Origin of the sequence: Millisia brevis NBRC 105863 (assembly GCF_001552615.1) — a bacterium.
Lineage (GTDB): Bacteria > Actinomycetota > Actinomycetes > Mycobacteriales > Mycobacteriaceae > Millisia > Millisia brevis.
The window spans coordinates 18,912-45,080 of record NZ_BCRN01000023.1 but is presented as its reverse complement, the minus strand read 5'-3'; the positions used below and the strand labels follow the sequence as shown (position 1 = coordinate 45,080).

The window sequence follows — 26,169 nt, the reverse complement described above, 5'->3', positions numbered from 1 at the left end:
GTCCTCTCCCTCGAAGGCTGTGCGCCCGATACCGCTGCGGCCGGTACCGGGATCAGGTCTGCGCCGCGGCGACCGGCAGCAGGACGTCGGCGTCGAAGCAGGTATCGGTGCCGGTGTGGCAGGCCGGGCCGTGCTGATCGACGACCAGCAGGATGGTGTCGCCATCGCAGTCCAGTCGGGCCTCGACGACGTCCTGGATGTTCCCGGAGGTTTCGCCCTTGACCCACAACGAGTTCCGCGAGCGCGACCAGTAGGTGGCGCGGCGGGTCGACAGGGTGGCGGCGAGCGCCTCGTCGTTCATCCAGGCCATCATCAGCACCCGCCCGGTCGCGCGGTCCTGCACGACCGCGGGCACCAGGCCGGCGTCGTTGCGCTTCAGGCGTACCGCGATCGCGGTGTCGAGCGGGGGCAGGCCGGTCATCGGACCACGATCCCGTCGGCCCGCATCGCGTCCTTGACCTGCCCGATCGTCAGGGTGCCGAAGTGGAAGACGCTCGCGGCCAGCACCGCGTCCGCGCCGGCGCGCACCGCCGGGGCGAAGTGTTCGACCGCGCCGGCGCCACCGCTGGCGATCACCGGGATCGACACCTCGCGGCGGACGGCCGCGATGATCGACAGGTCGAACCCGGCGGTGGTGCCGTCGGCGTCCATCGAGTTGAGCAGGATCTCGCCGACGCCGAGTTCGGCGCCGCGCCGGGCCCATTCGACGGCGTCGATGCCGGTGCCGCGGCGTCCGCCGTGGGTGGTGACCTCCCAGCCGGATGGGGTCGGGGTCCCGTCGTCGGGGACGGTCCGCGCGTCGACCGACAGCACGATGCATTGCGACCCGAAGCGGCGGCTCAGCTCGCCGAGCAGTTCGGGGCGGGCGATCGCGGCGGTGTTGATGCTGACCTTGTCGGCGCCGGCCCGCAGCAGCCGGTCGACGTCCTCCTCGGTGCGCACCCCGCCGCCGACGGTCAACGGGATGAAGATCTGTTCCGCGGTGCGGGTGACGACGTCGAACATCGTCGCCCGATCGGACGAGGACGCGGTGACGTCGAGGAAGGTCAGCTCGTCGGCGCCGTCCGCGTCGTAGCGGGCGGCCAGCTCGACCGGGTCACCGGCGTCGCGCAGGTCGCGGAAGTTCACGCCCTTGACCACGCGGCCGGCGTCGACGTCGAGACAGGGGATCACCCGGGTCGCCAGGGTCATCGTGGATGTCCTCTCTTCGGACGGACGGACGAACGGACGGGCGGGGCGGGTCAGGTGGGGTCGGGGTCGTCGGCCAGCGCGGCGAGGCTCAGCTCGAGCAGCCGCTGGTGGACGCCGGGAGCGGCCGCCAGGACCGAGCGCGAGTGGATCGTCCAGGGCCGACCCTGCAGATCGCTGACCACACCACCGGCGGCGCGCACCAGCGCCACCCCCGCCGCATTGTCCCAGGCGCGGTGGCCGAAGACGACCGCGCCGTCCAGACCTCCGGCGGCGGTATAGGCCAGGTCGAATCCGGTCGAGCCGTGCATCCGGACGCGGGCACATTCGCGGGAGAGCTCGCCGAGCAGGCGCAGCCGCCGGTCGCCGGGGATGCTGCCGCCTCCGCCGAGGGAGAAGGCGCCGAAGGCGACCATCGCCTCGTCGATCGGCACGGCGTGCAGCGGCGGCAGGGCGACCTCGTTGCGGTACACCGGGCCGTCGATGACCGCCCAGATCCGCTGGTTGACGAAGGGGAACCACGCCAGCCCGGCGACGGGTTCGCCGTCGATCAGCAGTCCGAGCAGGATCGCCGCCGCCGGCAGCCCGTGCGAATAGTTCGCGGTGCCGTCGATCGGGTCGAGGACCCACACCGCCGGCGAGTCGAGGTCGGCCCCGCCGAACTCCTCACCGTGCACCGGGATGCCGGTGCGCTCGAGCAGTCGGGCGGTCAGCACCCGCTCGAGGTCGAGGTCGATCGCGGTCGCGAAGTCGTTCTTGTGGGCCTTGACCACCGCGCGGGGTGCGCCGAGCCCGTTGACGAACAGGTCGTGCACCTCGTCGAGAAGGGTGCGGGCGGCCCCCACCGCGGCGTCGACATCGATCGCCGACACCCTTATCGCACCGCCGCGAGCGCCTCGGGCAGGGTGAAGTTGCCGGCGTAGAGCGCCTTGCCGACGATCGCTCCCTCGACACCGGTGTCGGTCAGCTCCGCCAACGCCCGCAGGTCGTCGAGGCTCGACACGCCGCCGGAGGCGATCACCGGCTTGTCGGTGGCCGCGCAGACCTGGCGCAGCAGTTCGGTATTCGGTCCGGTCAGGGTGCCGTCGCGGCCGACGTCGGTCAGCACGTAGCGGGCGCAGCCGTCGCGGTCGAGGCGCTCGAGCACCTCCCAGAGGTCACCGCCGTCACTGACCCAGCCGCGTCCGCGCAGCCGGTACTGGTCGTCGATGATGCGCACGTCGAGGCCGACGGCGACGCGTTCGCCGTTCTCGGCGACCACGCGGGCGCACCAGGTCGGATCCTCGAGGGCGGCGGTGCCGAGATTGACCCGGGCGCAGCCGGTGGCCAGCGCCGCGGCGAGCGACTCGTCGTCGCGGATGCCGCCGGACAGTTCGACCTGTACGTCGAGCTTGCCGACCACTTCGGCGAGCAACCCCCGGTTGGATCCGCGCCCGAAAGCCGCGTCCAGGTCGACCAGGTGCACCCACTCGGCGCCACCGGCCTGCCAGGCGAGGGCGGCGTCCAGCGGGGCGCCGTAGGTGGTTTCACTTCCGGCGGCACCCTGGACGAGGCGGACGGCCTGGCCGTCGGCGACATCAACGGCGGGCAAAAGGACCAAACTCACGGGTGTCGACCTTACTGCCTCGCGACGGGGTGGGTTTCAGCGGCGCCTCCGCGACGAGGCTGCCGCCTCCGGACGGGCCGGAAGCGCGGGGTTGGAGTGGGTGGACCGCTCAGGAACCGTCGCGGTCGGACTCCCCGACGTGCCGCTCGAGGTTGCGCCGGGCGACCCAGCCGAGCAGCAGCACGGTCAGCACGAGGCCGACCCCGACGACGATCAGGCTCCCGACCGGGCCCGGTTGCACGATCATCAACACGATCACGATCGCCGCGAGACCGGCGGTGGCCGCACCGAGGGTGACCACCGCGTGGCGGGCGAAGGAGAACTCCCCCGCACTCACAGCGTGTCCACCCAGTTGCGCAGCAGGCGCGCCCCGGCGTCACCGGACTTCTCCGGGTGGAATTGGGTGGCGGACAGGGGGCCGTTCTCGACGGCGGCGACGAAGTCGACCCCGTGATGCGCATAGGTCACCTTCGCCGGGACCAATGTCTCGGAGGTCGGCATATCCCAGGTCAGGGCGGCGAAGGAGTGCACGAAGTAGAAGCGGGTATCCGGCTCGGCGCCGGCGAAGAGCACGCTGTCGGCGGGGGCGGAGACGGTATTCCAGCCCATATGCGGGACGACCGGGGCGTCGAGGCGCGAGACGACACCGGGCCACTGTCCGCAGCCCTCGCTCTCGATGCCGAATTCGACGCCGCTGTCGAAGAGCACCTGCATGCCGACGCAGATGCCCAGGACCGGCTTGCCGCCGGCGAGGCGCTTGTCGATCAACTCGTCGCCGCGGACCCCGCGCAGACCCTCGATGCAGGCGGCGTAGGCCCCGACTCCGGGGACGACCAGGCCGTCGGCGGCCATGACGGTCGCCCGGTCGGAGGTCACGGTGACGTCCGCCCCGGCGCGCAGCAGCGCCCGGTAGGCGGAATGCAGATTGCCCGAGCCGTAGTCGAGCAGCGCAACCGTCGGTGACGTACCGGAACCCATGGACAAAGCCTAACCGGGGCCGCGCCGGCCGGATCGGCGGGCGGTTCGTCCGCCGCCGGCCTCCCGACCGGATTCTTGACCGATTTGTGGCCTTCTCCACAGGGAACCAACAGCCCCACCGGCCATCCTGATGACCCGGGGGCGCCCTCACGCAGCAGCGACCGCCGGGTCATATCGGTACGAGGCAGCCCGGGAGGTCGTCATGGTCAACACACTCGTTCTCGCCGATGATCTCGTGCGGCCCTCGGAGTTGTTCGTTCCGGCGGTGGCACTGGTGATCTTCGGCCTGCTCTATCTGACGCCGACGATCGTGGCGCTGCTGCGCCGGGTCCCGGAGACCGGCACGCTCGCGGCGATCAACCTGTTCCTCGGCTGGACGGTGATCGGGTGGATCGCCGCGATGATCATGGCGGCCGGCTCGGTCGATCCGCACCGGCGGCGACGGCAGAGCCCGAGCCGGGAGCAGTGGTCGGATCCGCTGCGCCATCACGGCCCGATCACCCGATCCCAGGCCCGCCGCTACGGCGAGGGTGACTCGTTGGACGACCGGCCCTTCGCCCGCGACCGGCACTGACCCGGTCGGCGGGTACCGATCAGCGCCGACCGGGTCAGCGGCCGGGCGGCAGCAGTCGGGTGACGTCGTCGACGATCAGGTCCGCCCCGGCCGACTCGAGCGCGGCCCGGTCGTGGGCGCCGGAGAGCACGCCGACGACCAGACCGGCGCCTGCCCGATGCCCGGCGAGCACATCGCTGGTGGTGTCCCCGACGACGGTCACCGCGTCGACGGCCGTTGTCCCGGTGCGCATCAGTGCGGTGAGGATCAGGTCGGGGGCGGGCCGGCCGCGGCCGACGTCGGCCGGCGACAACGCGGCGTCGACCAGGTCCCGCCAGCCGAGGGCATCGATGATCGCGTCGCGGGTCACCGGCGCGAAACCGGTGGTGAAGGCGACGGCCAGGCCCGCTTCGCGCAGCGCGATCAGGGTGTCGCGGGCCCCGGTGATCGGGCGGACGAGCCCCTCGCCGACCAGTTCGGCGTAGGCCTTCTCGAATTCGAGGTTGGCCCGTTCGGCGAGGTCGACGTCGCCGTCGGCCAGCTCGGTGAAGACCTCGATCTTCGACATGCCCATCGTGTCGCGCACGTACTGCTGCGCCTCCCCCTCGGGCAGGCGGCCGGCGATGCCGGTGCCCTCCGCGGCGCGGGCGAAGGCCACCTCGACCAAGCCGTCGTCGCGCACGACGGTGCCGGCCATGTCGAGGACGACCAGTTCGGTGGTGTCCGGCAATTCGAAGGGGGCGCTGGGAGTCGACGACGCGGTCACTGTGCTCCTCGGGTGGATCGGGGGATGGACATATCGCGGACGCCGAGATCGCCGTGGACGCGCCCGATGCGTTCCTCGGCCAGGCCGAGTCCGGTGGTCATGCCGATGCCGGTGGCCACGCCGAGCACGATCACGCCGGGCTGCGGTTCGCGGTCGACGAAGGGCTGCGGCCCGGAGGCGTAGACGCCGGTCCAGCGTTCGACGACGGTCGGCGCGGGGATGCCGAAGAGGTCCTCGGTGGCGGCGAGCAGCAACCGGGAGGCCGCCTCGGCGCGGAACGGGTCGACGTCGACGGCCCGCTCGTGCGTATCGCCGACGATCAGCGAACCGTCGGGAAACTGGGTGTACATCTGGTTGACGTCGACCGCGGCGAGGTCGGGACGGTCGGTGTGCAGCCGCGCCCGCACCGCGGCGATCAGCGGCTGCTGCGCGAAGCGGCCGTAGCGCAACATCGACCACCCGGTCAGCAGTGGCGCGGTCAACGGCCGCCGCAGATCGGCGCGCACCCGCAGCATGTCGAGGGCGCAGCGGAGCAGACCGATGTCCTCGGCGACCTCGGGAAGCAGGTGGTCGAGGTCGTGATTGACGCAGACGACGATCGTGCCGGCGTGGATCTCGCCGCGGGTGGTGGTCAGTACCCCGGGGCGGACGGCGACGGCGGCGGTGCGCCGGTGGAATTCCACGCCGCGCCGGGTGAGGTGCTCGGCGATCTGCCGCGTCGCGGTGCGGGGGTCGACCTGCAGGTCGGGCAGGATGCGGGCGCCGCCGATCACCCGGTCGGGCGCGACCGGCGCCGCGGTGAGCACCTCGCGGTGGTCGAGCAGGTCTATGCCGCCGTCGGCCGCGGCGGCGGTCAGCACCGCCATCTCGTCCTCGTGCCGGGCGGCGACGATCGTGCCGCACCGCCGGACCTCGAAACCGGCCGCGGCGCCCAGGCTCAGCCACAGGTCACGCGAGCGGTCGGCGTAGCGGCGCGCCGGGCCGATCTGCGCGCCGATGCACAGATGCCCGAAATTGCGGACGCTGGCGCCGCCGGGCCGATCGGCGCGGTCGACCACCGCGACGCTCAGGCCGCGGCGCACCGCGGCGTAGGCGACGCCGAGTCCGACGATCCCCGACCCGACAACCGCGACATCGACGCTCGTCACCGGAAGACGCGCCGCATCCACATGGCCAGACCCTCGACCAGCAGCACCGTCACCAGGATCATCAGCACGATCGAGGACACCAACTGGTAGTTCGAGCCCTGTCCGGCGTTGAGCAGGTAGTAGCCGACACCGCCCGCGCCGACCAGGCCGAGCATCGTCGCGGAGCGAATATTGGTGTCCAACATGTAGAACGAGTGGCCGATCAGGGCGCGGGTGCTCTGCGGCACCGTCGCGCCGGCGAAGATCTGGCCGCGTCCGGCGCCGGCGGCGGCCAGCGCCCGTTCCGGACCACCGGGCACCTCCTCGAGCGAGTCGGCGATCAGCTTGCCGAGCAATCCGACACCACCGATCGCGAGCGCGAGGGTGCCCGCCTGGCCACCCAGGCCGGTGATGACGATCAACACGATCGCCAGAATCAGTTCGGGGATACCGCGAATGACGACCAGCAGCAGGCGGAAGCCGCCGCGCACCGGTCGATTCGGCGCGACATTGCGGGCCGCGAGAGACCCGATGATCAGGGACGCGATGATCGCGAGCAGCGTTGCGGCCAGCGCGATCACGATGGTGTCCCACATGGCCCGGAACATCGTCTCGGCGCCGTAGACGCCGAAGTTGGGCGGCCAGAACGAGGCGAGCACCGGCGGCAGCTTGGCCCAGAAGGTCAAGAAGTCGCTCCAGGTGATGTCGCTGACCCAGACGGCGAGCACCACCAGGATCGCGGCGACCCAGCCGGCCGTGACGTTGCGGACCCGCGAGAGTGTCCACGGGCGGCGCAGCGCCGCCCCCGGGGTGGCGAAGATGTCGCCGGGCAGGGCGGTATCGGCCGCCCCACGGCGGCGCAGCAGTCCGGCGATGCGAGCGCCGAAGCCCCCGGAGCCGCCGGTGCCGAGCATCGCGGCCCGCACGGTGCTCGACACGATCTCCATGCCGACGCACAGCAGGAACATCACCAGGGCGATGCCGAGGCCCAGGCCGTAGTCGAGCGACTTGAACGCGTAGGACATCTCCAGGCCGAGGCCGGCGACGCCGACGTAGCCGAGGATGACCGAGCCGCGCAGGTTGATGTCGTTGCGGTGCAGGACCGTTGCCACCCAGGAGGGCATCACCTGCGGCAGGACGCCGGACCCGAACTCCTGCAGGCGGCTTCCGCCGCCGGCGCGGATCGCCAGGCGCGGTCCCTCGTCGATCTGTTCGATCGCGTCGGCGAACATCTTGGAGATCATGCCGATCGAGTGCAGCCCGATCGCCAGGATGCCGGGCAGCGAGCCCAGGGAGAACAGCAGCACGAAGACCATTGCGAGGACGACGTCGGGGACGGCGCGGGCGAGCACGCCGATGAAGCGGGCCGCGGCCCGCCAGCCGGGTCCGGGGCTGGTGTTCTCCGCCGCGAGATAGGCGATCGGCACCGACAGGGCCGCCGCCAGCAGGGTGCCGGTCAGCACCAGGCCGAGCGTCAGCAGCGTCAGCGACAGCAACTCCCCCGCTTCGGGGAACTTCAGTCCGCCGACGCGATGGAAGAATCGTTCGGCGTTGTCGACACTGTCGGAGACGTTGCCCAGCGAGATGTCGATGTCGATCAGCGCGGCGACCGAGGCGACCACCAGGGCGATCAGGGTGAGGATCGCCGCGATCCGCTCCGGCTGCAGGGGCCTCTTGGGGGCCCGCTCCGCGACGCTGCCCGATGCCGGTTGATCCGGCCGCGGCGGCGCGGTCAGCGTCACCGACCGACCTCGAGCCGGGCCTCGTGCAGTTCGGTCTGGACCGCGACGATCTCCTCGGTGGTGGTCGCGACCCGACCGTAGATCTCCATGACCTGCGCCTTGTCGAGGCCGTCGGTCGTGGTGTCGAGCACGACGCTGCCGCGGCGCAGGCCGACGATCCGGTCGGCCCAGTCGATCGCCAGGTCGACCTGGTGCAGGCTGCACACCACGGTCAGACCTTCGTCGGCGGCGATCTCGCGGATCAGCGCCATCACCTGGGAGCTCGACTCGGGGTCGAGGGAGGCGACCGGCTCGTCGGCGAGCAGGACCTCCGGATCCTGCATCAGCGCCCGCGCGATGGCGACCCGCTGCTGCTGGCCGCCGGAGAGGGTGTCCGCGCGCTGGTAGGCCCGGTCGAGCAGCCCCACCCGGTCGAGATGGGTCAACGCCCGCAGCTTGGAGGCGCGACCATAGGAGAACAGGCCGAGCCGCGGGCCGCGCAGCGTGGCCAGCGATCCGGTCAGGACGTTCTCGAGCACCGTCAGCGACGGCACCAGTTCGAATTGCTGAAAGATGAAGCCGACCCGACTGCGCAGGGAGCGCAGGGCTTTCCCGCGCAGCCGGGGCACCGACTCACCGAGGACCGTCACCGACCCGGAGGTGGGCTCCTCGAGACCGTCGAGATGTCGCAACAGCGTCGACTTGCCCGAACCGGAAAGTCCGAGCAGCACCAGGATTTCCCCACGGGCGACGGTCAGTGACACCCGATCGAGGGCCACGGTGTCGCCGAATCTCTTGGTGACGTCCGTCAATTCGACCACCGTGGTCGACGCGGCAGTTGTTCCGGTCATCGAGACCTACCTCCCGGGGCCGTTGTACTCGGCCGCTATGCGTCGATCAGCTCTGGCACTGCTTGGCGTTGGTCTCCGCGCAGATATCGCGGATGATGTCGTAGTAGGCGTCATCGACCGGCTCGGTCTCGAAGAAGACGCTGCGGAAGCCATCGGTATCGGCCGAAGTGATTCCGGCGGCGACGATTTGGTCGACCGTCACATTCGACAGGACGTCGGTGACCCGCTGCTTGATGTCGGCGGGAAGCGCGTCGGAGACGACGATCGGGGCGCCGGGCACCATGGTGCGCTCGACGACCTTGACCGCGTCGGACTTGGCGACCTCGCTGTCCTCGGCGAAGCCCACCTCGCATTCGGTGCCCTCGCCGACCTTCTGAACGCTGACATCGTGCTTGCCGGCGAAGACCGGGGTGATGTCGGTCTCCGGGTTGATGCCCGCCTGCAGCAGGTTGTAGCTCGGGAAGAGGTAGCCGGACGTCGACGACGGATCGACGAAACAGACCTTCTTGCCGCGGAATTCGGAGATCGAGGTGATCGGGCTGTCGGCGGGGACGATCGCCTCGGAGTAGTAGCCGGGCTGCTGACCCTCCTCGGTGACGATCGACGAGATCGGGGAGATCTCGGCGCCGTTGTTCTTCGCGGTGACGTAGGTGAATCCGGAGAAGGAGGCCACGTCGATCTTGCCGGCGATCGCCGCCTCGATCAGCGCCGCGTAGTCGGTCGACTCGAAGTACTCGACCTGCTTGCCGGTCTCCTGCGCGATGTAGTCCATCAGCGGCTGGTAGTTGGTCTCGGTGTCGACCGAGTCGGGCACGACGCCGAAGACGAGCGTGTCCGCGTCAACCGCGAAACCCGCAGTGGAGGAACCGCTACTCGACGAGTCCGACGAACCCGAGGATCCGGAACAGGCGGAGATTCCGAGAACGAGCGCGGTCGCCGCGGCGAGGAGCACCGAGGTACGGCGGGAGTGGAGCGACATGTCGGCCTTTCGGATCGAGGGAACCTCGAGCACTGTGCCCGACCCGCGGGCACGCCGAAAAGACCTGTTCGGAAGACTTCCGGGGGTGTTCACCCGGGTGAACACCGATCACCGCCGTCGAACGGATCCGTTTATCGACGGTTGGTCCCTACGCCACGACAATACGACAATTCGGACGCGCTACAGGCTGCCCTTGGTCGACGGGATGCCGATGACGCGCGGGTCGAGTTCGACCGCCTCGCGCAGTGCCCGGGCGACCGCCTTGTACTCCGCCTCGGTGATGTGGTGCTGGTCGCGGCCGTAGAGCACCCGAACATGCAGTGCGATGCGGGCGTTCATCGCCAGCGATTCGAAGACATGCCGGTTGATCACCGTCGAGTACGGCGGGCCGGGATAGCCGGCGATCTGCGCGTGCAGCAGATGATCCGGCTCGCCGCTGTGCACGCAGTAGGGCCGGCCGGAGACGTCGACGGAGGCGTGGGCGAGGGTTTCGTCCATCGGGATGAAGGCGTCGCCGAAGCGGCGGATACCGCGCTTGTCGCCCAATGCCTGTCCGAGGGCCTGGCCGAGCACGATCGCGGTGTCCTCGACGGTGTGGTGGGCCTCGATGTCGATATCACCGACCGCCTGCACGGTCAGGTCGAAGCCGCCGTGGACACCGAAGGCGGTGAGCATGTGGTCGTAGAAGGGCACCCCGGTCGAGATGTCGACCGTGCCGCTGCCGTCGAGGTTCAGTTCGACGGTGATGTCGGATTCCTTGGTGGCCCGATGGATTCGCGCACTGCGCCCGACGGGACCCTCCGAGGTGATGTCCGTGGTTGTGGAGTTGATGGTTTCGGTCACGGTGTGTCCTCTCCCGCCGGGGTCGCCAGGACCTCGCCGGCCAATTCCGCGGCCACCTCGAGCAGCCGATCGTTCTCCTGCCGCAGCCCGATGGTCGTGCGCAGCCGCCCCGGGATGCCGACGTCGCGGATCAGCACCCCGGCATCGAGGAAGCGCTGCCAGGCCGCCGGCGCGTCCGAAAAGCGCCCGAAGAGCAGGAAATTCGCGTCGCTCGGCGAGACCAGGTAGCCGAACCCGGTGAGCGCGGCGGCGACCCGGTCGCGTTCGCGGGCCAATTCCGCCACCGTGGAAAGGGTTTCGTCGGCGTGCCGCAGGGCGGCGCGCGCGGAGGCCTGGGTGACCACCGACAGGTGGTACGGCAGGCGGACCAGTTGGATCGCTTCGACGACCGCGGGCGAGGCGGCCAGGTAGCCGAGGCGGCCGCCGGCGAAGGCGAAGGCCTTGCTCATGGTGCGGCTGACCACCAGCGAACGGGGGTGGCGGTCGAGCAGCGTGACCGCACTGGGCTCGTCGGAGAATTCGGCGTACGCCTCGTCGACGATCACGATGCCCGGTGCCGCGGTGATGATCCGGTCGATCTCGTCGAGCCCGAGGCTGTGGCCGGTCGGGTTGTTGGGGCTGGTGACCAGCACCAGGTCCGGACGGTGGTGTGCGATCGCGGCGACCGCGGCGTCGACGTCGAGAGAGAAGTCGTCGCGGCGGGCGGCATCGACCCACTCGGTGTCGGTGCCCGAGGAGATGATCGGGTGCATCGAGTACGACGGCTTGAAGCCCAGCGCGCGGCGGCCCGGCCCGGCGAAGGTCTGAAAGAGCTGCTGCAGCACCTCGTTCGAGCCGTTGGCGGCCCACAGGTTCTCGACGGTCAACGCGACCCCGGTGGCGCGGGTCAGATAGGCCGCCAGGTCGGAGCGCAGGGCGACCGCGTCGCGGTCCGGGTAGCGGTGCAACTCGCGGGCGGCCTCGCGGACCGACTCGGCGACGTCGTCGACCAGCGCGGCCGACGGCGGGTGCGGGTTCTCGTTGGTGTTCAGCTGCACCGGAACGGTCAATTGCGGTGCGCCGTAAGCACGCTTGCCGCGCAGGTTGTCCCGCAGCGGCAGCTCGTCGAGGGTGACGCCGGCGCCGACGGGCGCCCGGTCGAGATCGGCGGTCATCGGGCGGCTCCGTTCACCGTCTCGGGAGCGAGGGCCTCGCCCTCGAGGGTTTCGAAGCGCAGCCGCACCGCTTCGCCGTGGGCCGGCAGGTCCTCGGCGTCGGCGAGGGTGCGCACGCTGCCACCGACCGCGGCGAGCGCGTCGCGGCTGTAGGTGATCACGTGTACCCCGCGCAGGAAGGTCTGCACGCTCAGGCCGGACGAGTAGCGCGCGCAGCCCGCCGTCGGCAGGACGTGGTTCGACCCGGCGCAGTAGTCGCCGAGACTGACCGGCGACCACGGCCCGACAAATATCGCGCCCGCGTTGTGGACCCGAGCGGCGACCTCGTCGGCGTCGCGGGTCTGGATCTCGAGGTGTTCGGCGGCGTAGGCGTCGACCACCCGCAGGCCCTGGTCGATCGTGTCGACCAGCACCACACCGGACTGGCTGCCGGCGAGCGCGGTGCGCACCCGCTCGAGGTGCTTGGTGAAGCCGAGCTGGACGCCGATCGCGGCGTCGACCGCCGCGGCGAAGTCGGCGCTGGGCGTCACCAGGACCGAGGCGGCCAGCACGTCGTGCTCGGCTTGGCTGATCAGGTCGGCGGCCACGTGGATCGGGTCGGCGGAATCGTCGGCGAGCACCGCGATCTCGGTCGGGCCGGCCTCGGCGTCGATGCCGACCACCGCGCGGCAGAGGCGCTTGGCGGCGGTGACGTAGATATTGCCCGGGCCGGTGATCATCGAGACCGGGTCGAGGTCGGAGCCGTCGGTGTCGACGCCGCCGTAGGCGAGCAACGCGACGGCCTGCGCGCCGCCGACCGACCACACCTCGGTCACCCCGAGCAGGGCGGCCGCGGCGAGCACGGTCGGGTGCGGCAGTCCCCCGAAGGCGGCCTGCGGCGGGGACGCGATCACCAGCGATTCGACGCCGGCGACCTGCGCGGGCACCACGTTCATCACGACGCTGGAGGGGTAGACGGCGTTGCCGCCCGGCACGTAGAGGCCGACCCGGTCGACGGGGATCCACCGCCGGGAGACGACGCCGCCGGGGGCCGGTTCGGTGACCGTCTCGGGCATCACCTCGTCGGCGTGTACCGCGCGGGCCCGCTCGATCGACACCTCGAGGGCGGCGCGCACGTCGGCGGGCAGCTCGCGCAGGGCGCGGGTCAGCTCGTCGGCCGGGACGCGCACGCGGTCGGGGCGCACGCCGTCGAAGCGTTCGGTGTAGTCCAGGGCGGCCGCGACGCCGCGGGTGCGCACGTCATCGACCACGGGTGCGACGGTCGGCAGGACCGCTTCGACGTCGACACCGCCGCGGGGCAGATGCGCGCGCAGCTGCGACAACGACGGAGTGGCCCCCCGCAGGTCGATACGGCGCAACGCAAATTCGGACATGCCCATCCCTTCGGGTTCGATTCGGCGCGGCGTCCCGCAGCTTCCGGGTCGCCGCCACCGTCGATTATCCCCGTCGCCGAACTTCCGCCGTCGGCGGCCGGTCTCCCGGATTCCCGGGGTTCTCACAGGCACATGCCGGCGAGCGACCACGCGGGAGACACAGACTTCGTCCGGTGGGCGAGGGACGTCCACCCGCTCCGCCCTGCGCGGGACGGTTGGCTGTGGAGGTGCGACTGGTGTCCCCCCTGGTGTTGGGCCCGATCCTGAGGTACGTCGACGATCACCGGGCGACGGTGTGGTTCGAGACCGCCCGTCCGGCGACCATCACCGTCACCACGTCGGTCGGCGTCACCGTCGAGGACCACACGTGGGGTCTCTACGACCACCACTACGCCCTGCTGGTGCTGGAGGGATTGCCCGCCGACACCGCGATCGAGTACGGCGTCACGGTCACCCCCGATCCGACCGACCCGACCGATCCGGTCGATCCCGGCGCCGGCCCCGTCGACGAGCCGGTGTCCTGGCCCGCCTACGGGCCTCCCCCGATATTTCGCACCACCGGGTCCGCGGACACCCCGGCGCGCATCGCCTTCGGCTCCTGCCGTCGGGGCGACGACTACAGCCCCGGGTCGCTGCGACAGATCGGTGCGGACGCGTTGGTCGGACTGGCGTGGCGGGTGCAGCTGCAGCAGCCGTCCGAACGGCCGCAGTTGCTGGCCCTGCTCGGCGATCAGGTCTACGCCGACAACCCGACCGCGCCGATCCTCCACCGCCTGCGGATGCGTCGGGCCGCGGGTATCGGGCCGACCGATGCGGAGGTGATCGACGAGATCTGCGACTTCGAGGAGTACACCTGGCTCTATCACCAGTCGTGGTCGGAGCCGGCGGTGCGCGAACTGTTCGCCGTCGTGCCGACCTGCATGATCCTCGACGACCACGACCTGCGCGACGACTGGAACTCCTCGGCGCAGTGGCGGGCGGCGGTCACCGCCACCCACTGGTTCCGGGACCGGGTGATCGGGGCGATGTCGTCGTACTGGGTCTACCAACATCTGGGCAACCTCTCCCCCGAGGCGCTGGCCCGCGACACGATGTACGCCGCGATCCGCAAGGCGACGTCCGATACCCGGCGCGAGCTGTTGTTGGCGGACTTCGTCGTGCGCGCGGACGCCGAGCCGAGTTCGGCGCGCTGGTCGTTCACCCGCGATATCGGATCGACCCGGCTGATCATGATCGACTCGCGCTGCTCGCGCAGCCTCGAACCGGGCAACCGGGCGGTGGTCGACAGCCGCGAATGGGAGTGGGTGCGCGAGCAGGTCTTCACCGATCCACCCGAGACCGTGCTCTTCGGCACGTCGCTGCCGGTGCTGATGCTCCCCGCGCTGCACCACCTCGAACAGTGGAACGAGGCGACCGCCGAAGGGGCATGGGGGCAGCGGTGGTCGCCGCTCGCCGAACGCATCCGGCTCGCGGTCGATCTGGAGCATTGGGCGGCGTTCGCCGCATCGTTCCGGGCGATGATGGATCTCGCGCGCGAGATCGTCGGACGCCCGGACGCCCCGCGGCGGGTGTTGTGGCTCTCCGGCGATGTGCACTGCTCCTACGTCGCCCGCGCCGATATCGCCGGCCGCTCGATGTACCAGTTGACGATGTCGCCGTTCCGCAATCCCCTGGAGCTGCCGATCCGGATCGTCAATCGCATCGCCGGCCGGCCGAGCGTCATCCGCTGGGCCCGTGCGCTGGCCCGCCGCGCCGGCGTCCGTGAATCGGGCGTCGATTGGTCGGTGACCGACGGCCCCTGGTTCGACAACGGGGTGATGATCCTGACCGTTCCGGACGGACCCGGCGCCGAGCTGGCCGTCGAGGTCGCTCATGCGACGTCGTCCGGCGACAATGTTGCCTCCCAACGGCTGTCGACCACCGCAGTCCTGCCGCTGCCCGTGCACCCGGCGCAGTCGGCGCACGTAGTCTCCCGGTAGAGACCTTGCTCGGTGGTGTGTCGGCTCGAGTTTCGCCGTGATTCCCGAGTCGGTGCCGGAGCGACAACAAACCGGGCCGAGGACGGGGATGGTGTTCTGCAGTCGTGGTCACGGTGGCTGGGCCGTTGGTTCGGTCGGTGGCTGCTCGGGGTGGTGGTAGGTGTTGGTGCGGGGTGTTCCAGTGGGGTCGATGTGGTGTGGTGGCGTCCAGTGTGTGCGTCCGCCGTGCCTGGTGGTGCGCCACCGGTTGCTGCCGATGAGCCGGTGATGGGAGGGGCAGACCAACGTCAGGTTGTTGATATCGGTGCTGCCGCCGTCGGCCCACTCCCGAACGTGATGCACTTCGGACATCGACGCGGGCATCGAGCAACCGGGGAAGGTGCAGCCGCGATCGTTCGCGCACAACATGACACGTTGATCCGCCGAGGCGAGCCGTTTCGCACGACCCAGGTAGAGCGGTCGACTGTGGTGATCATCGAAGATCGCCAGGTAGCGGTCGGTGCGGGCGGCCATGGTGATCAGCTCGCGGATCGGCAGTAGCGACCCGCCGGCGGTGGTGGCGACCCCGGCTTGCTGCTGCAGATCCCGGACGGTGGCGGTCGCGATGATCGTGACCGGAAGACCGCGGTGGGAGCCGAGCCGGTCGGTGGCGAGCGCGTCGCGGCAGAGGGTGGCCAGGGCGTCGTGGCAGCGTTGCGCGGGGGTGCGCCCATCGCGTCGAACAGCGTCCGGATCGGGGACGCCGTCCACGGTCGGGGTGGCGTCCTCCGGGTTGCACATTCCCGGCGCGGCGAGCTTCGCGAAGATGGTTTCCAGGTAGACACCCACTTCGGGGGTGACACAGAAAGATCCCGATCGCATCCTGTCCACACCCTGTGGCCCCATCCGGAAGGATCGTGTGCGCGCCCTGTCCTGATCGGAAAAGTTGCCGTCGGGGTTGAGGTGCGCGGCGAGGCGTTTTGCGTTGGTTTTCACCTCGTCGGGGCGCATGGTCAGCGACAGTTCCGCGAGGCGCTTCTCCGCGTCCTCACGGTGTTGGTGGTTCACCTCGGCGGGCAGATGGTGGAAGAACTGACGGATCACCGTGATGTGTTCGCGCCCGATCAGACCGCTGCGCTCTGCCTCGGCGGTGTGCCCCAATACCGGTGGCAGATCGTGGCCGGTGAACGACAAACGTGGCGCGAGATCGGCGGTGTCGTTCAGCCGGTCTCCGGCCTGGCCGGGTGTGATGCGCAGCCGGTTGGCGATCACCGACGTGATCGTTTCCCCGCCGAACCCTTCGGGTCCGACTTCGGCGAGCCGGGCCAAGGGGGTTCGTTGTCCGGCGAAGGCCATTCGGGTGAGTCTTTCGTACCGTTCGACCACGTGTAGCCACTCGTGCGTGGTCAACCGGTCGATCGACGCGTGGGCGAGCACGGCGAGGTGTCGTTCGATGATGTCGAACTCCTCGTCGATCTCCCCGATATCCATGATCCGAACGATAGCGGACACCACCGACACGTTCTCTCGAGTGAACCTTTGCAGCAACGCAATTCGATGTTCAACTCACACAACCGCAGGGGTGTCAACCTCGCTATCCACAGATCGGCGTCGGAATCCGCGATATCCACAACGTGAACCGGCACGTTGCGCAGACCGGGAGCGGTCGCCGCCCGGATCCGCCCGGGCGGCGACCGACCGCCGCTCGATCAGCGAAGTGCGTTGCGCAGGAAGTCGATCGCCAGACCGCGGGCAACGTTGGCCGCCTTGGTATCGCGCAGGCTGTCCAGCAGCAGGAAGTCGTGGACCATCCCGGCCACCCGAACGGACGTCACATCGTTGCCCGCTTCGCGCAGCTTGTTGGCGTACTGCTCCCCCTCGTCCCGCAGCACGTCGGCCTCGTCGGTGATCACCAGGGTCGGCGGAAGTCCCCGCAGCTCGTCGACGGTCGCCTGCAGCGGGGTGGCGTACTTCTGCGCCCGCTGCTCCGGGTCCTTGGTGTAGGCATCCCAGAACCACTGCATGCCCTCGCGGGTGAGGTAGTAGCCCTCCGCGAACTGAAGATACGACGGGGTGTCGAAGTCGGCGTTGGTCACCGGGTACAGCAGGCACTGCGCCTTCAGGTCGATGCCGCCGCGGTCGGAGTTCATCAGGGTGAAGACCGCCGACATACAGCCGCCCACCGACTCGCCGGTCACCGCGATCCGGGAGGTGTCCAGACCGTGTTCGGCTCCGTGGTCGAGCACCCACTGTCCCACGGCGTAATTCTGTTCGACCTGCGTCGGATAGGGCGCCTCGGGCGCGCGGTCGTAGACGGGGAAGACCCCCGCCGCCCCGGCGCCCACGGCCAGCTCCCGGAAGAGCCGGTCGTGGGTGACCTCGTCGCCGAATACCCAACCGGCACCGTGGATGTAGAACAGCACGGGCAGCGGACCGGTCACCCCCTTCGGGCGGATGATCCGGGTGCGCACGGTCCCCCACTCCCCCGCGTCGACCTCGACCCACTCCTCGTCGACCTCGGGCCGCGGCACGCTCGGGTCGCTCTGCAGGTCGACCAGGATCTGCCGCCCCTGCTCCGGCGGGACCTCGTAGATGCGCGGATGCGGGTCGGTCGCCTCGGCGAGGGCCGCAGCGGCGGGCTCCAGAACGGGGGTGATGGGCGGGGGTAGTTCGGTCACGACGATTCCTCGATTCTGTTCGGCTGGAGGGTTATCGGGCGGGCACGGCGATCGGGACGGGAAGATGCAGGGCGTTCTGGCATTCGGTGACGACGTCGAGGCGCAGGACCCGTCCCGCCTCGACCGAACGCAGGTCGTCGGTCAGTCGACCACTGCCCTGCTCGAGGTCGACATGCCGCGGGAATAGGCGCGATCCGGACGCCAGAACGTTTGTTTGGCTGAGGGTTTCGTGCCAGGAATCGCGGGGCCGGGTATAGGAGGTCAGCGTGGAGATCGTGGCGCCGTCGGCGCTTCGCCGCTGCTTCGGGGTATCGACCGATAGTGCGAGATCGGTTCCGCCGTGCTCGTTGGCGACTCGGGCGGTCACGCGGCGGCTGTCGATGTCGACGTCGATATCGGTTGTCCACTTGGGGAACCCGTAGCCGTCGTGGCCGCGAATCCGGGCGATCTCGGTGTTGACCGGCAGGGACAGCACATAGGCGTGCGTGCTGTCGAAGGCCACGGTCGACGCGGTGTCGAGCGGCGCCAGCCGTCGGCGTCCGGGCGGGCGCACCGCGATGGCCACCGCCACCTCGGTGTAGAAGTCGATATCGCAGACGTCGTAGCGGAAGAAGACCACCGAGACCAGGCCGGTCCGCGGGCCGGCCCGCAGCGGTTCCAGATCGGCGGGCAGCCGGGTGCGGATGGCGCGCAGCGGGGCGAGCATCGTCACCTGCGCCTTGGACATCCGGTAGTAGAAGTTCGGGGTCAGGGTGGGGCCGATCGCGGACTCGACGGCGGTCTTCGGCAGGGATCGGAAGAAATCGACGCCCGGTACCCGGGGGTCGGCGGCCACCCGGTCGAGGTCGGTGTTCATGCGGTAGCGATCGAACAGGCCTCCCTTGGGGACGGAGACGGTCCGGCCGCCGAGTTCGATGTCGACGGTGTCAGCGATGGTGGACGGGGCCACGGAGCAATCCTTCGGTTGACAAGATCACACATGTTTACGGCCGTCACATCACGGTAGAACCGTCGTGTGTTCACTGTCAACACTAGAAGAGGGGGTCCTGCGAACCAGACCACGGTCGAAACGGAATCGTCCGGAAAGGGAGGTCAGGTGCGGTTGGCGAAGACTGCGGAGAAGGCGCTGCGCACGCGGTCGTGGACCTGCGCGATGTCGTCGGCGGCCAGCTTGCCGTCGAGGTGCAGGAAGGCCAGCCCGTGGGCGAGCCCCCACCCCGCGGTGGCCAGTGCCGGGTCGGCGTCGGGGACGACCGAGGTCAGCGCGGCGGCGACCAGTTCGTGCAATTCATCCGAGGCACGGACGCGCTCGGCGTCGGTCGGGTCGCACGCGTTGCCGAACATCAGCTTGAACAACGCCGGGCGGCGCAACGCGAAGTCGACGTAGGCGACGGCGAGGTCGGCGACCTGATCGGGGGTGGTCGGCAGACCGTGCACCTCGATGAGGGACTGCTTCAGATCGCGGAAGCCCTGGACGGCCAGGGCGGACTCGAGCGCCTCTCGATCGGCGAAGTGCCGATAGGGCGCCGTCTGCGAGACACCCGCGCGCCGGGCGACCGCCCGCAGCGAGAAGGCCTCGCCGTCCTCGAGCATCTCCATCGCCGTGTCGATCAGGGTGGCGCGAAGATTCCCGTGGTGGTAACTCTCGCGAGTTGTCGCCGGCTGCACGGGAACCTCCTTCTCCTCCCCCGTCCTACGAACGACGTCCATCCTCCCACGTCGGCGCGCCGCATCCACCCGGCCGGCTATCCGCGGCGGGAGGTTTCGTAGCGCAGCAGCGCTTCCGATCGCGCCTCGCGATGGTCGACGATCGGTTGCGGATATCCGCGTGCCCCGGGGGCGGCCGCTCCCTTGTGCACGGCGCGGCCGGTGACGCCGCGCAGTTCCGGGACCCAGCGGCGCACGTATTCGCCGTTCGGATCGAACTTCTCACCCTGCGCGGTCGGGTTGAAGATCCGAAAGTACGGCGCCGCATCGGTTCCCGTACCGGCGACCCATTGCCACCCGTGATTGTTGCTCGCGACATCGCCGTCCGCGAGATGATCGAGAAACCAGCGCGCTCCGACCGGCCACCACACGTGCAGGTGCTTGACCAGGAAGCTCGCGGTGACCATGCGGACCCGGTTGTGCATCCAGCCCTGCGCGGCGAGTTGACGCATCCCCGCGTCGACCAACGGATATCCGGTGCGTCCCTCCCGCCACGCATCGACGGCATCGGCCACCGCCGGGTCCGCGTCCGGGTCGTCGTAGGCCATGCCCGGCATCGGGCGCAGGTCGTGCCAGGCGGAATCGGGGTTGTGCCACAACACATCCGCGTAGAACTCGCGCCAGGCGAGCTCGGTGACGAACCGCTCCACGCCCGCGCCCGCGCGGCCCCGCAGATCCGCGAGCAGGGTGCGCGGGTGGATCGTGCCCCACTTCAGGTCGACCGACAGCCGGCTGGTGGCGTCGAGGTCGGGACGGTCGCGGTCCTCGTCGTAGGAGTCGATGTCCTCGCGGAACCGCGCCCACCGCTCGAGCGCCGACCGCTCCCCCACCTCGGGCAGATCGGCCGCGACGTCGGGCCGCGTCGGCAGGTCCTCGGTCTCGACGGTCCGCATCCAGCGCAGGCCGGTCGGCACGGTCGCGGGGGCCCGCCATCCGTGCTCGCGCCAGGCCCGCGCGTAGGGGGTGAACACCTTGTAAGGGGTGTTGGTCGCGGTGTGCACCCGGCCGGGGCCGACCGCGTAGCCGCTGCCGGTGCGCACCAACGGGACGCCGTCGAGCCGGGCCGCGACCGCCTCGTCGCGGCGCACACCGAAGGGCGCGGCGTCGGAGGTGATGTGCACCGAGTGGGCACCGATCGATCGCACCAGGTCGGGGATGACGTCCTCGGGGCGGCCGTGGCGCAGCACCAGGGCATCGTCGTAACTGTCGGTGACCCGGGTGAGCGCGTCGATCAGGCAGGCGTCGCGGACCGGGGAACGCCCGAGCAGCCGGGGATCGAGGACGAAGACGGGCAGCACCCGCCCCCCGTCGGCGGCGTCCGCGGCGGCGAGCAGCGCCGGCAGGTCGTGCAGCCGCAGGTCGCGGCGCAGCCAGAGCAGAACGTCAGGCACGCGCGGCCTCGTCGAACGCGGCGAAGACGGCGGGGCCGAAGAGTACGAAGCGGACCGTGCGCAGCTGGGGTCCCCGGTGGGCGCGGGCAGTGTCGATCGCGATCCGCGCGACGGTGTCGCGATCCCAGCCGTAGACGCCGGCGCTCACCGCCGGCAGCGCCACCGACGTCGCACCGATCCGTTCGGCCTCGCCGAGGCTGGTACGGAAGGCCGACGCGAGCAACTCTGGGTCGACCTGCCCGGCGTGCCGATTCGGCCCGACCGTGTGGATCACCCAGCGCGCCGGCAGCTCCCCCGCCCCGGTCGCCACCGCCTCACCGACCGGCAGCCCGTCCGGGTAGCGCGTCGCCCGCAGCTGCCGGCACTCGGCGAGCAACGCCGGCCCCGCCGCCGCGTGGATCGCCCCGTCGACGCCACCCCCGCCGAGCAGGGTGCTGTTCGCGGCGTTGACAATCGCGTCGACCTCCTGCCGCGTGATGTCGCCCTCGACGATCTCGATGTCGGCCATCGGGTGAGTATGTCAACGCGGCCCGACCGGCCGAATGTCCGCATCGCGCGCCGCGTGGAGGGAATCCCCATCGTGGCCGCCGGAGCCATCGGGAGCGGCGGTTACGCTGACCTCCCGTGCGCATGTTTGTGGCAGCGGTCCCGCCCGAGTCGGTTGTCGAGGATCTCGACGAGTTCCTCGAACCGCGACGGTCGGCCGGTAGGGATGCCGGACTGCGATGGACCCGGTCCGAGCACTATCACCTGACGTTGGCCTTCTTCGAGAGCGTGCCCGAGTATCGCCTCGACGAGCTGATCGAGCGGCTGCACTCCACCGCCGACCGGCATCTGCCGATCCGCCTGGCGCTGCGCAGCGGCGGCGCGTTCCCCGATCCGGCCGCGGGGCGGGCACTCTGGGCCGGAGTGCACGCCGAGGCGGAGGATCTGCGGCAGCTGGACGCGCTGTCGGTCGGCGCCCGCAACGCCGGGTCGGTCTCCGGGGCGACGGTCGACGGCACCCGATTCCGCCCGCACCTGACGATCGCGCGCACCTCGCGCCCCACCGACCTGATCCGCTGGGTGAACCTGCTCGCCGGCTACTCGGGGCCGCAGTGGTCGGTCGACCGGATCGAGCTGATCGAGTCGCATCTCGGCCAGGGTCCGAACGGCAGCCCCCGCTACGAGACGGTCGAGACGATCGCCGTCGCCCCACCGTCGATTCCGCCGTGGTCGCTGGGACGCCGCTGACCAGCGCAGCCGAGGCGGGTCACTGGTCGCGCGGCGGCAGCGGCACCACCATCGGGCTGCCGGTCAGTGGATCGGGAAAGACCTCGCAGGCCAATCCGAAGACCTCGGTCACCCGATCGCGAGTGATCACGTCGGTCGGTGAACCGGTACAGACGACCGCGCCGTCCTTCATCAACACCAGGTGGTCGGCATATCGAGCCGCCTGGTTGAGGTCGTGCAGGACCGCGACGATCGTCTTGTCCTCCCGACGGTTGAGCGTGCGGCACAGCTCGAGGACCTCGACCTGGTGGGAGACGTCGAGGTAGGTGGTCGGCTCGTCGAGCAGCAGCAGCTCGGTCTGCTGGGCGAGCACCATCGCGATCCAGACCCGTTGGCGTTGCCCGCCGGACAGTTCGTCGAGGCGCCGGTGCACGTGTTCGAGCATGCCGGTGCGTTGCAGGGCCCCGGCGACGGCGATCTCGTCCGCGGACGACCACTGCCGCAGCAGGCTCTGGTGCGGGAACCGGCCGCGCGCGACGAGGCCGCCGACGGTGATCGCCTCCGGTACCACCGCCCCCTGCGGGAGCAGCCCCAACCGGCGGGCCAACTCCTTCGACGGCATCTCGAGGATCGCGCGCCCGTCGAGCACCACCCGCCCCGCGGTCGGCCGCAGCAGGCGGGCCATCCCCCGCAACAGCGTCGACTTGCCGCAGGCGTTCGGCCCGAGGATCACCGTGAACGAGCCGCGCGGGATCGCCACGCGGACGTCGCGGCAGACCGTTCGGGCGTCGTAGCCGAGGGTCACCGATTCGGCGACGAGGACGTCCTCGTCGCCGACCGGAACGTTCGGATCAGCTGCCAACCGTCTGCTGCAACTGGTCGAGGACCACCCGCGCGGCGGTCGGGCCGGCGTTGAGGTAGAACGCGTCGTCGTCGACGGAGACCGCATGATCGGCAGCGACCGCGCCGAGCGTGGGCCACAGCGGCATATCGGTCAGCTCGGCCGGATCGCCCTGCACGCCGTAGAGCAGCCACGTCGCGTCGGCCCGGTCGAGCTCCTCCGGGCTGATGTCCTGCGAGGTCTCGTCGCGGGCCTGCTGGCTCTCCGGGCGGGAGATACCGGCGTCGTCGGCAACCGACCCCGGGAACGACGCGACCTGGAAGATCCGCAGGCGATCGCCGTTAAGCCGGGTGAAGGAGACGGTGGTGCCGGTGTCGACGTTCGCCCCGACATCGGCGGCATCGGACTGGAAGCTGTCGAGCCACTGCAGCGCCTCGTCGCGCTTGCCGACGGCATCGGCGAGCAGCGCGAAGTCCTGCTTCCAGTACAGCCCGGTGCCCTGCGTGACCACCGTGGGAGCGATATTGCTGAACGCCGCGTAGTTGCGACCGTCGTCGTCGCCGGCAGAGTTGAGCAGGATCAGGTCCGGCTCGAGCGCACCGATCGCCTCGACATCCGGGGTCGACCGGTCGCCGACGGCGGTGATCGCGTCGAGGTCGGCGGCGCGGTCCGGGAACTGCTCGCGCAGGTAGGTCGGGACCGCCTCGGCGCCGGACCCGGCCGCGGCGCCGACCGGCACCAGCCCCAGGGTCAACAACGCGTCCGCCTGCCCGGTGGCGATCACCACGATCCGCTCCGGCGCCGCCGGGATCTCCGCGGTGCCCGCGAAGTGCACGACGCTGCGCGGGAATTCGCCGTCGGCGGCCTCGCTACCCTTGCCCTCCGGCATCCCGCGGGGGGCGACGAACCCGGAGTCCGCGGTCGAACCGCTCGACGCCGCGGAGTCGGAGCTCGACGCCGTATCGGTCGACCCGGTGGTGTCGGTATCGGCGGAGCACGCTCCCAGCGCGCCGGTCAGGGCGGTCGCGACGAGGATCGAACCCAGGGACATCGTGATGCGACGTACGGCCATGAAGCAAGGTTAGATTTACCTATGTCGTTGACGGTTGGGGCCCCCGGTGTCACATCGGACACACCATCACCGCGCATTCATCCGCTGCGGGTCCTGGTCGTGCTGCTGATCTGTGTCGCGCTGCTGGCGATCCTGCTGCTGGTGAGCATCGCGGTCGGCGCCCGCCCGATCCCGCTTCCGGACGCCTGGGACGCCCTGCGCGCCGGCGGTGACACCACCGAAGCGATCGTCGTGCGGCAACTGCGGGTGCCGCGCACCCTGCTCGCGGTGATCGTCGGGATCGCCCTCGGGGTCGCCGGCGCGGTCATGCAGGTGATCACCCGCAACCCCCTGGCCGAGCCGGGCCTGCTGGGGGTGAACGCCGGCGCGTCCCTGGCGGTCGTGCTGTCGATCTCGCTGCTCGGTGTGAGCGGCACCCTCGGCCGGATGGGCTTCGCACTGGTCGGCGCCGGGCTCGCCGCGGTGATGGTCACCTGGTTGGGGATGCGCAGCGCCACCGAGGACGTCACCCGATTGGTGCTGGCCGGATTGGCCCTCTCGGCGAGCATGTCGGCGGTGATCGGCGTGATCACCATGTTCGACAGCCGCACCTTCGACTCGTACCGCTTCTGGATGGTCGGGGCCCTGTCGTCCGCCGACATGCCGACCGTGGCGTTGCTCGTCGGTCCGATCGCGGTCGCCGCCGTGATCGCGCTGCTGCTGGGTGCCCACTTCAACGCGATGGCCCTCGGCGACGACATCGGCACCGGCCTGGGCATCAATGTGCGGCGCATCCGGCTGATCGGTCTGGTGGTGCTGACCGTGCTGTGCGGCTGCGCGACGGCGGCGGTGGGGCCGATCGGCTTCGTCGGCCTGGTCGTCCCGCACGTGGTGCGCCTGTTGATCGGTGTCGACCAGCGGATGGTGTTGCTGATGTCGCTGCTGGTGGGCCCGATCCTGGTCCTGGCGGCGGACATCCTCGGCCGACTGCTGGTCCGGCCGGGCGAACTCGAGGTCGGCATCGTGACGGCCTTCGTCGGCGCGCCGGTGCTGCTGCTGTTGGTGCTGCGCGTGCGTACGGGTGTGAAGTGACCCGGCCGCGGGTGCTGGCCGACTTCGTCGTCGTCGCGCTGCCCGGCGAGCGGACCGTCCTCGGCCATGTGCGCAGCATCGGGATCTCGTTGCTGCTGCTGATCGCGACCCTCGTGGTGTTGACGATCGCGATCACGACCGGCACCTACGAGATCCCGCCGCGCGAGCTGTGGGCGATCCTCACCGGTGGGGGCGAGACGACGACGCGTTTCTTCGTCCTCGACCAACGGCTTCCGCGGGCGCTGGCCGCGGCGGTCCTCGGCGCCGTTCTGGCGTTGGCCGGGGCGATCTTCCAGGCGTTGTCGAACAATCCGCTCGGCAGTCCGGACATCATCGGGTTCACCACCGGCGCCGCGACCGGCGGTCTGCTGATCATTCTGATGGCCGGGTCGAGCGCTCCCGGCGGTGTCGCGGCGGGCGCGGTGATCGGTGGTCTGGCGACCGCGGCGGTCGTCTGGGTGCTGAGCATCCGGCGCGGTCTCGGTGGCGAACGGCTGGTTCTCGTCGGCATCGCCGTCGGTGCGATGTTGGCGTCGGTCAACGATTATCTGATCACCCGGGCGGATCTGGAGTCCGCGGAAGCCGCCCGGACCTGGCAGTTCGGCAGCCTCAACGCGGTCGGCTGGTCCCACGTCACCGTGCCGCTGGTGCTGGCGGTGGTGCCGATCCTGCTGGTCGGGCTGCTCTCCCCCACCCTGCGCGCCCTCGAGATCGGCGACGATCTGGCCGCCGCTCTCGGCGTCCCGGTCACCCGCACCCGCACCGCGCTGTTGGTGGTCGGGGTGGCGCTGACCGCGGTGGCGGTCGCCTGCGCCGGACCGATCGGTTTTGTTGCCCTGGCCGCACCGCAGATGGCTCGGCGGCTGGTCGGCGCGCAGGGCACCGCATTGGTCGCCTCGGCGATGACCGGGGCGCTGTTGTTGAGCGTCGCGGACCTGCTGGCCGGCCGATTGCTCAGTCCATTTCAGATCCCCGTCGGGCTGGTGACCGGTGCGGTGGGAGGGCTCTACCTCGCCTGGTTGTTGGTGCTGCGCGGGAAGAAGTCCTGAGGCCGCCGGCCTTTCGCGCGGACAACCTGCCAAAATGGCCGTCGGGGTCGG

At 70.4% G+C, this 26,169-nt stretch carries 27 protein-coding genes; 5 read left to right on the top strand and 22 right to left on the bottom strand.

What is annotated here, in order from left to right; genetic code table 11:
* Window positions 1-52: 52 nt before the first annotated feature.
* The 6 genes from hisI to hisH form a co-directional block, all read right to left on the bottom strand.
* The gene (hisI, locus tag MB1_RS22805; RefSeq protein WP_066913037.1) at window positions 53-421 is read right to left on the bottom strand and encodes a phosphoribosyl-AMP cyclohydrolase; all 369 of its coding nucleotides are present in this window, start codon (window positions 419-421) and stop codon (window positions 53-55) included.
* Window positions 418-1,191, bottom strand: coding sequence for an imidazole glycerol phosphate synthase subunit HisF (gene hisF / locus MB1_RS22800; protein ID WP_066913036.1), 774 nt, complete (start codon window positions 1,189-1,191; stop codon window positions 418-420). Before hisF ends, hisI begins: the two co-directional genes overlap by 4 nt.
* Before the next feature lie 50 nt (window positions 1,192-1,241).
* Window positions 1,242-2,060 (bottom strand): inositol monophosphatase family protein, encoded by an 819-nt coding sequence (locus MB1_RS22795; protein WP_066913035.1) that lies wholly within the window; start codon window positions 2,058-2,060, stop codon window positions 1,242-1,244.
* Window positions 2,061-2,062: 2 nt separating this feature from the next.
* Window positions 2,063-2,794, bottom strand: a complete 732-nt coding sequence (gene priA, locus MB1_RS22790; RefSeq protein ID WP_066913033.1) for a bifunctional 1-(5-phosphoribosyl)-5-((5-phosphoribosylamino)methylideneamino)imidazole-4-carboxamide isomerase/phosphoribosylanthranilate isomerase PriA — start codon at window positions 2,792-2,794, stop codon at window positions 2,063-2,065.
* A gap of 109 nt (window positions 2,795-2,903) precedes the next feature.
* Window positions 2,904-3,131: a hypothetical protein gene (locus MB1_RS22785; RefSeq protein ID WP_066913031.1), complete on the bottom strand. Its 228-nt coding sequence runs from the start codon at window positions 3,129-3,131 to the stop codon at window positions 2,904-2,906.
* Window positions 3,128-3,772 carry an imidazole glycerol phosphate synthase subunit HisH gene (gene hisH / locus MB1_RS22780; RefSeq protein ID WP_066913029.1) on the bottom strand — a complete coding sequence of 215 codons (645 nt, stop codon included), beginning with the start codon at window positions 3,770-3,772 and terminating at the stop codon, window positions 3,128-3,130. Before hisH ends, MB1_RS22785 begins: the two co-directional genes overlap by 4 nt.
* Before the next feature lie 202 nt (window positions 3,773-3,974).
* On the opposite strand from hisH, the gene MB1_RS22775 reads away from it, so the two are divergent.
* Window positions 3,975-4,346, top strand: a complete 372-nt coding sequence (locus MB1_RS22775) for a superinfection immunity protein (RefSeq protein ID WP_066913027.1) — start codon at window positions 3,975-3,977, stop codon at window positions 4,344-4,346.
* Between the two features lie 34 nt (window positions 4,347-4,380).
* On the opposite strand, the gene MB1_RS22770 is transcribed toward MB1_RS22775, so the two are convergent.
* From MB1_RS22770 to hisD, 8 genes are all read right to left on the bottom strand, one after another.
* A complete protein-coding gene (locus MB1_RS22770; protein ID WP_066913025.1) occupies window positions 4,381-5,091 on the bottom strand; it encodes an HAD family hydrolase in 711 nt (236 codons plus the stop codon).
* The gene (locus MB1_RS22765; RefSeq protein WP_066913074.1) at window positions 5,088-6,239 is read right to left on the bottom strand and encodes a TIGR03364 family FAD-dependent oxidoreductase; all 1,152 of its coding nucleotides are present in this window, start codon (window positions 6,237-6,239) and stop codon (window positions 5,088-5,090) included. The genes MB1_RS22770 and MB1_RS22765 overlap by 4 nt, the downstream gene beginning before the upstream one ends.
* On the bottom strand, window positions 6,236-7,960 hold the full coding sequence (phnE, locus tag MB1_RS22760) for a phosphonate ABC transporter, permease protein PhnE (protein WP_218000301.1): 1,725 nt from the start codon (window positions 7,958-7,960) through the stop codon (window positions 6,236-6,238). Before phnE ends, MB1_RS22765 begins: the two co-directional genes overlap by 4 nt.
* Entirely contained in the window at window positions 7,957-8,790 is an 834-nt protein-coding gene (gene phnC, locus MB1_RS22755) for a phosphonate ABC transporter ATP-binding protein (RefSeq protein ID WP_066913023.1), read from the bottom strand. The genes phnE and phnC overlap by 4 nt, the downstream gene beginning before the upstream one ends.
* A gap of 46 nt (window positions 8,791-8,836) precedes the next feature.
* A complete protein-coding gene (locus MB1_RS22750) occupies window positions 8,837-9,769 on the bottom strand; it encodes a phosphate/phosphite/phosphonate ABC transporter substrate-binding protein (RefSeq protein ID WP_066913072.1) in 933 nt (310 codons plus the stop codon).
* A gap of 180 nt (window positions 9,770-9,949) precedes the next feature.
* Window positions 9,950-10,579: an imidazoleglycerol-phosphate dehydratase HisB gene (hisB, locus tag MB1_RS22745; RefSeq protein WP_066913070.1), complete on the bottom strand. Its 630-nt coding sequence runs from the start codon at window positions 10,577-10,579 to the stop codon at window positions 9,950-9,952.
* 29 nt (window positions 10,580-10,608) lie between these two features.
* The gene (locus MB1_RS22740; protein ID WP_066913021.1) at window positions 10,609-11,766 is read right to left on the bottom strand and encodes a histidinol-phosphate transaminase; all 1,158 of its coding nucleotides are present in this window, start codon (window positions 11,764-11,766) and stop codon (window positions 10,609-10,611) included.
* On the bottom strand, window positions 11,763-13,139 hold the full coding sequence (hisD, locus tag MB1_RS22735; protein WP_066913068.1) for a histidinol dehydrogenase: 1,377 nt from the start codon (window positions 13,137-13,139) through the stop codon (window positions 11,763-11,765). The genes MB1_RS22740 and hisD overlap by 4 nt, the downstream gene beginning before the upstream one ends.
* 236 nt (window positions 13,140-13,375) lie before the next feature.
* On the opposite strand from hisD, the gene MB1_RS22730 reads away from it, so the two are divergent.
* On the top strand, window positions 13,376-15,118 hold the full coding sequence (locus MB1_RS22730) for an alkaline phosphatase D family protein (protein WP_245650319.1): 1,743 nt from the start codon (window positions 13,376-13,378) through the stop codon (window positions 15,116-15,118).
* Between the two features lie 108 nt (window positions 15,119-15,226).
* Here the strand turns inward: MB1_RS22730 and MB1_RS22725 are convergent, their stop codons facing one another.
* The 6 genes from MB1_RS22725 to MB1_RS22700 all read right to left on the bottom strand — a co-directional run bounded on the left by MB1_RS22725 (window position 15,227) and on the right by MB1_RS22700 (window position 21,381).
* Window positions 15,227-16,588, bottom strand: a complete 1,362-nt coding sequence (locus MB1_RS22725) for an HNH endonuclease signature motif containing protein (RefSeq protein WP_066913066.1) — start codon at window positions 16,586-16,588, stop codon at window positions 15,227-15,229.
* Window positions 16,589-16,806: 218 nt separating this feature from the next.
* Window positions 16,807-17,775 (bottom strand): alpha/beta hydrolase, encoded by a 969-nt coding sequence (locus MB1_RS22720; protein ID WP_066913017.1) that lies wholly within the window; start codon window positions 17,773-17,775, stop codon window positions 16,807-16,809.
* Between the two features lie 31 nt (window positions 17,776-17,806).
* Window positions 17,807-18,724, bottom strand: a complete 918-nt coding sequence (locus MB1_RS22715; RefSeq protein WP_066913015.1) for an acetoacetate decarboxylase family protein — start codon at window positions 18,722-18,724, stop codon at window positions 17,807-17,809.
* A 143-nt stretch (window positions 18,725-18,867) separates the two neighbouring features.
* Window positions 18,868-19,443 (bottom strand): TetR/AcrR family transcriptional regulator, encoded by a 576-nt coding sequence (locus MB1_RS22710; protein ID WP_281190356.1) that lies wholly within the window; start codon window positions 19,441-19,443, stop codon window positions 18,868-18,870.
* A 77-nt stretch (window positions 19,444-19,520) separates the two neighbouring features.
* The gene (locus MB1_RS22705) at window positions 19,521-20,873 is read right to left on the bottom strand and encodes a cryptochrome/photolyase family protein (RefSeq protein WP_066913011.1); all 1,353 of its coding nucleotides are present in this window, start codon (window positions 20,871-20,873) and stop codon (window positions 19,521-19,523) included.
* Window positions 20,866-21,381 (bottom strand): O-acetyl-ADP-ribose deacetylase, encoded by a 516-nt coding sequence (locus MB1_RS22700; RefSeq protein ID WP_066913008.1) that lies wholly within the window; start codon window positions 21,379-21,381, stop codon window positions 20,866-20,868. Before MB1_RS22700 ends, MB1_RS22705 begins: the two co-directional genes overlap by 8 nt.
* Window positions 21,382-21,503: 122 nt before the next feature.
* Here MB1_RS22700 and thpR point away from each other — a divergent pair, with 122 nt between their 5' ends.
* Window positions 21,504-22,106 (top strand): RNA 2',3'-cyclic phosphodiesterase, encoded by a 603-nt coding sequence (gene thpR / locus MB1_RS22695; RefSeq protein ID WP_245650321.1) that lies wholly within the window; start codon window positions 21,504-21,506, stop codon window positions 22,104-22,106.
* Window positions 22,107-22,125: 19 nt separating this feature from the next.
* On the opposite strand, the gene MB1_RS22690 is transcribed toward thpR, so the two are convergent.
* Complete coding sequence (locus tag MB1_RS22690) at window positions 22,126-22,947, bottom strand: ABC transporter ATP-binding protein (protein ID WP_066913005.1); 822 nt, start codon at window positions 22,945-22,947, stop codon at window positions 22,126-22,128.
* Entirely contained in the window at window positions 22,937-23,998 is a 1,062-nt protein-coding gene (locus MB1_RS22685) for an ABC transporter substrate-binding protein (protein WP_066913003.1), read from the bottom strand. The genes MB1_RS22690 and MB1_RS22685 overlap by 11 nt, the downstream gene beginning before the upstream one ends.
* A gap of 21 nt (window positions 23,999-24,019) precedes the next feature.
* Here MB1_RS22685 and MB1_RS22680 point away from each other — a divergent pair, with 21 nt between their 5' ends.
* Window positions 24,020-25,069: a FecCD family ABC transporter permease gene (locus tag MB1_RS22680; protein WP_084352485.1), complete on the top strand. Its 1,050-nt coding sequence runs from the start codon at window positions 24,020-24,022 to the stop codon at window positions 25,067-25,069.
* Window positions 25,066-26,118, top strand: a complete 1,053-nt coding sequence (locus MB1_RS22675; RefSeq protein ID WP_218000300.1) for a FecCD family ABC transporter permease — start codon at window positions 25,066-25,068, stop codon at window positions 26,116-26,118. Before MB1_RS22680 ends, MB1_RS22675 begins: the two co-directional genes overlap by 4 nt.
* Window positions 26,119-26,169: the final 51 nt, after the last annotated feature.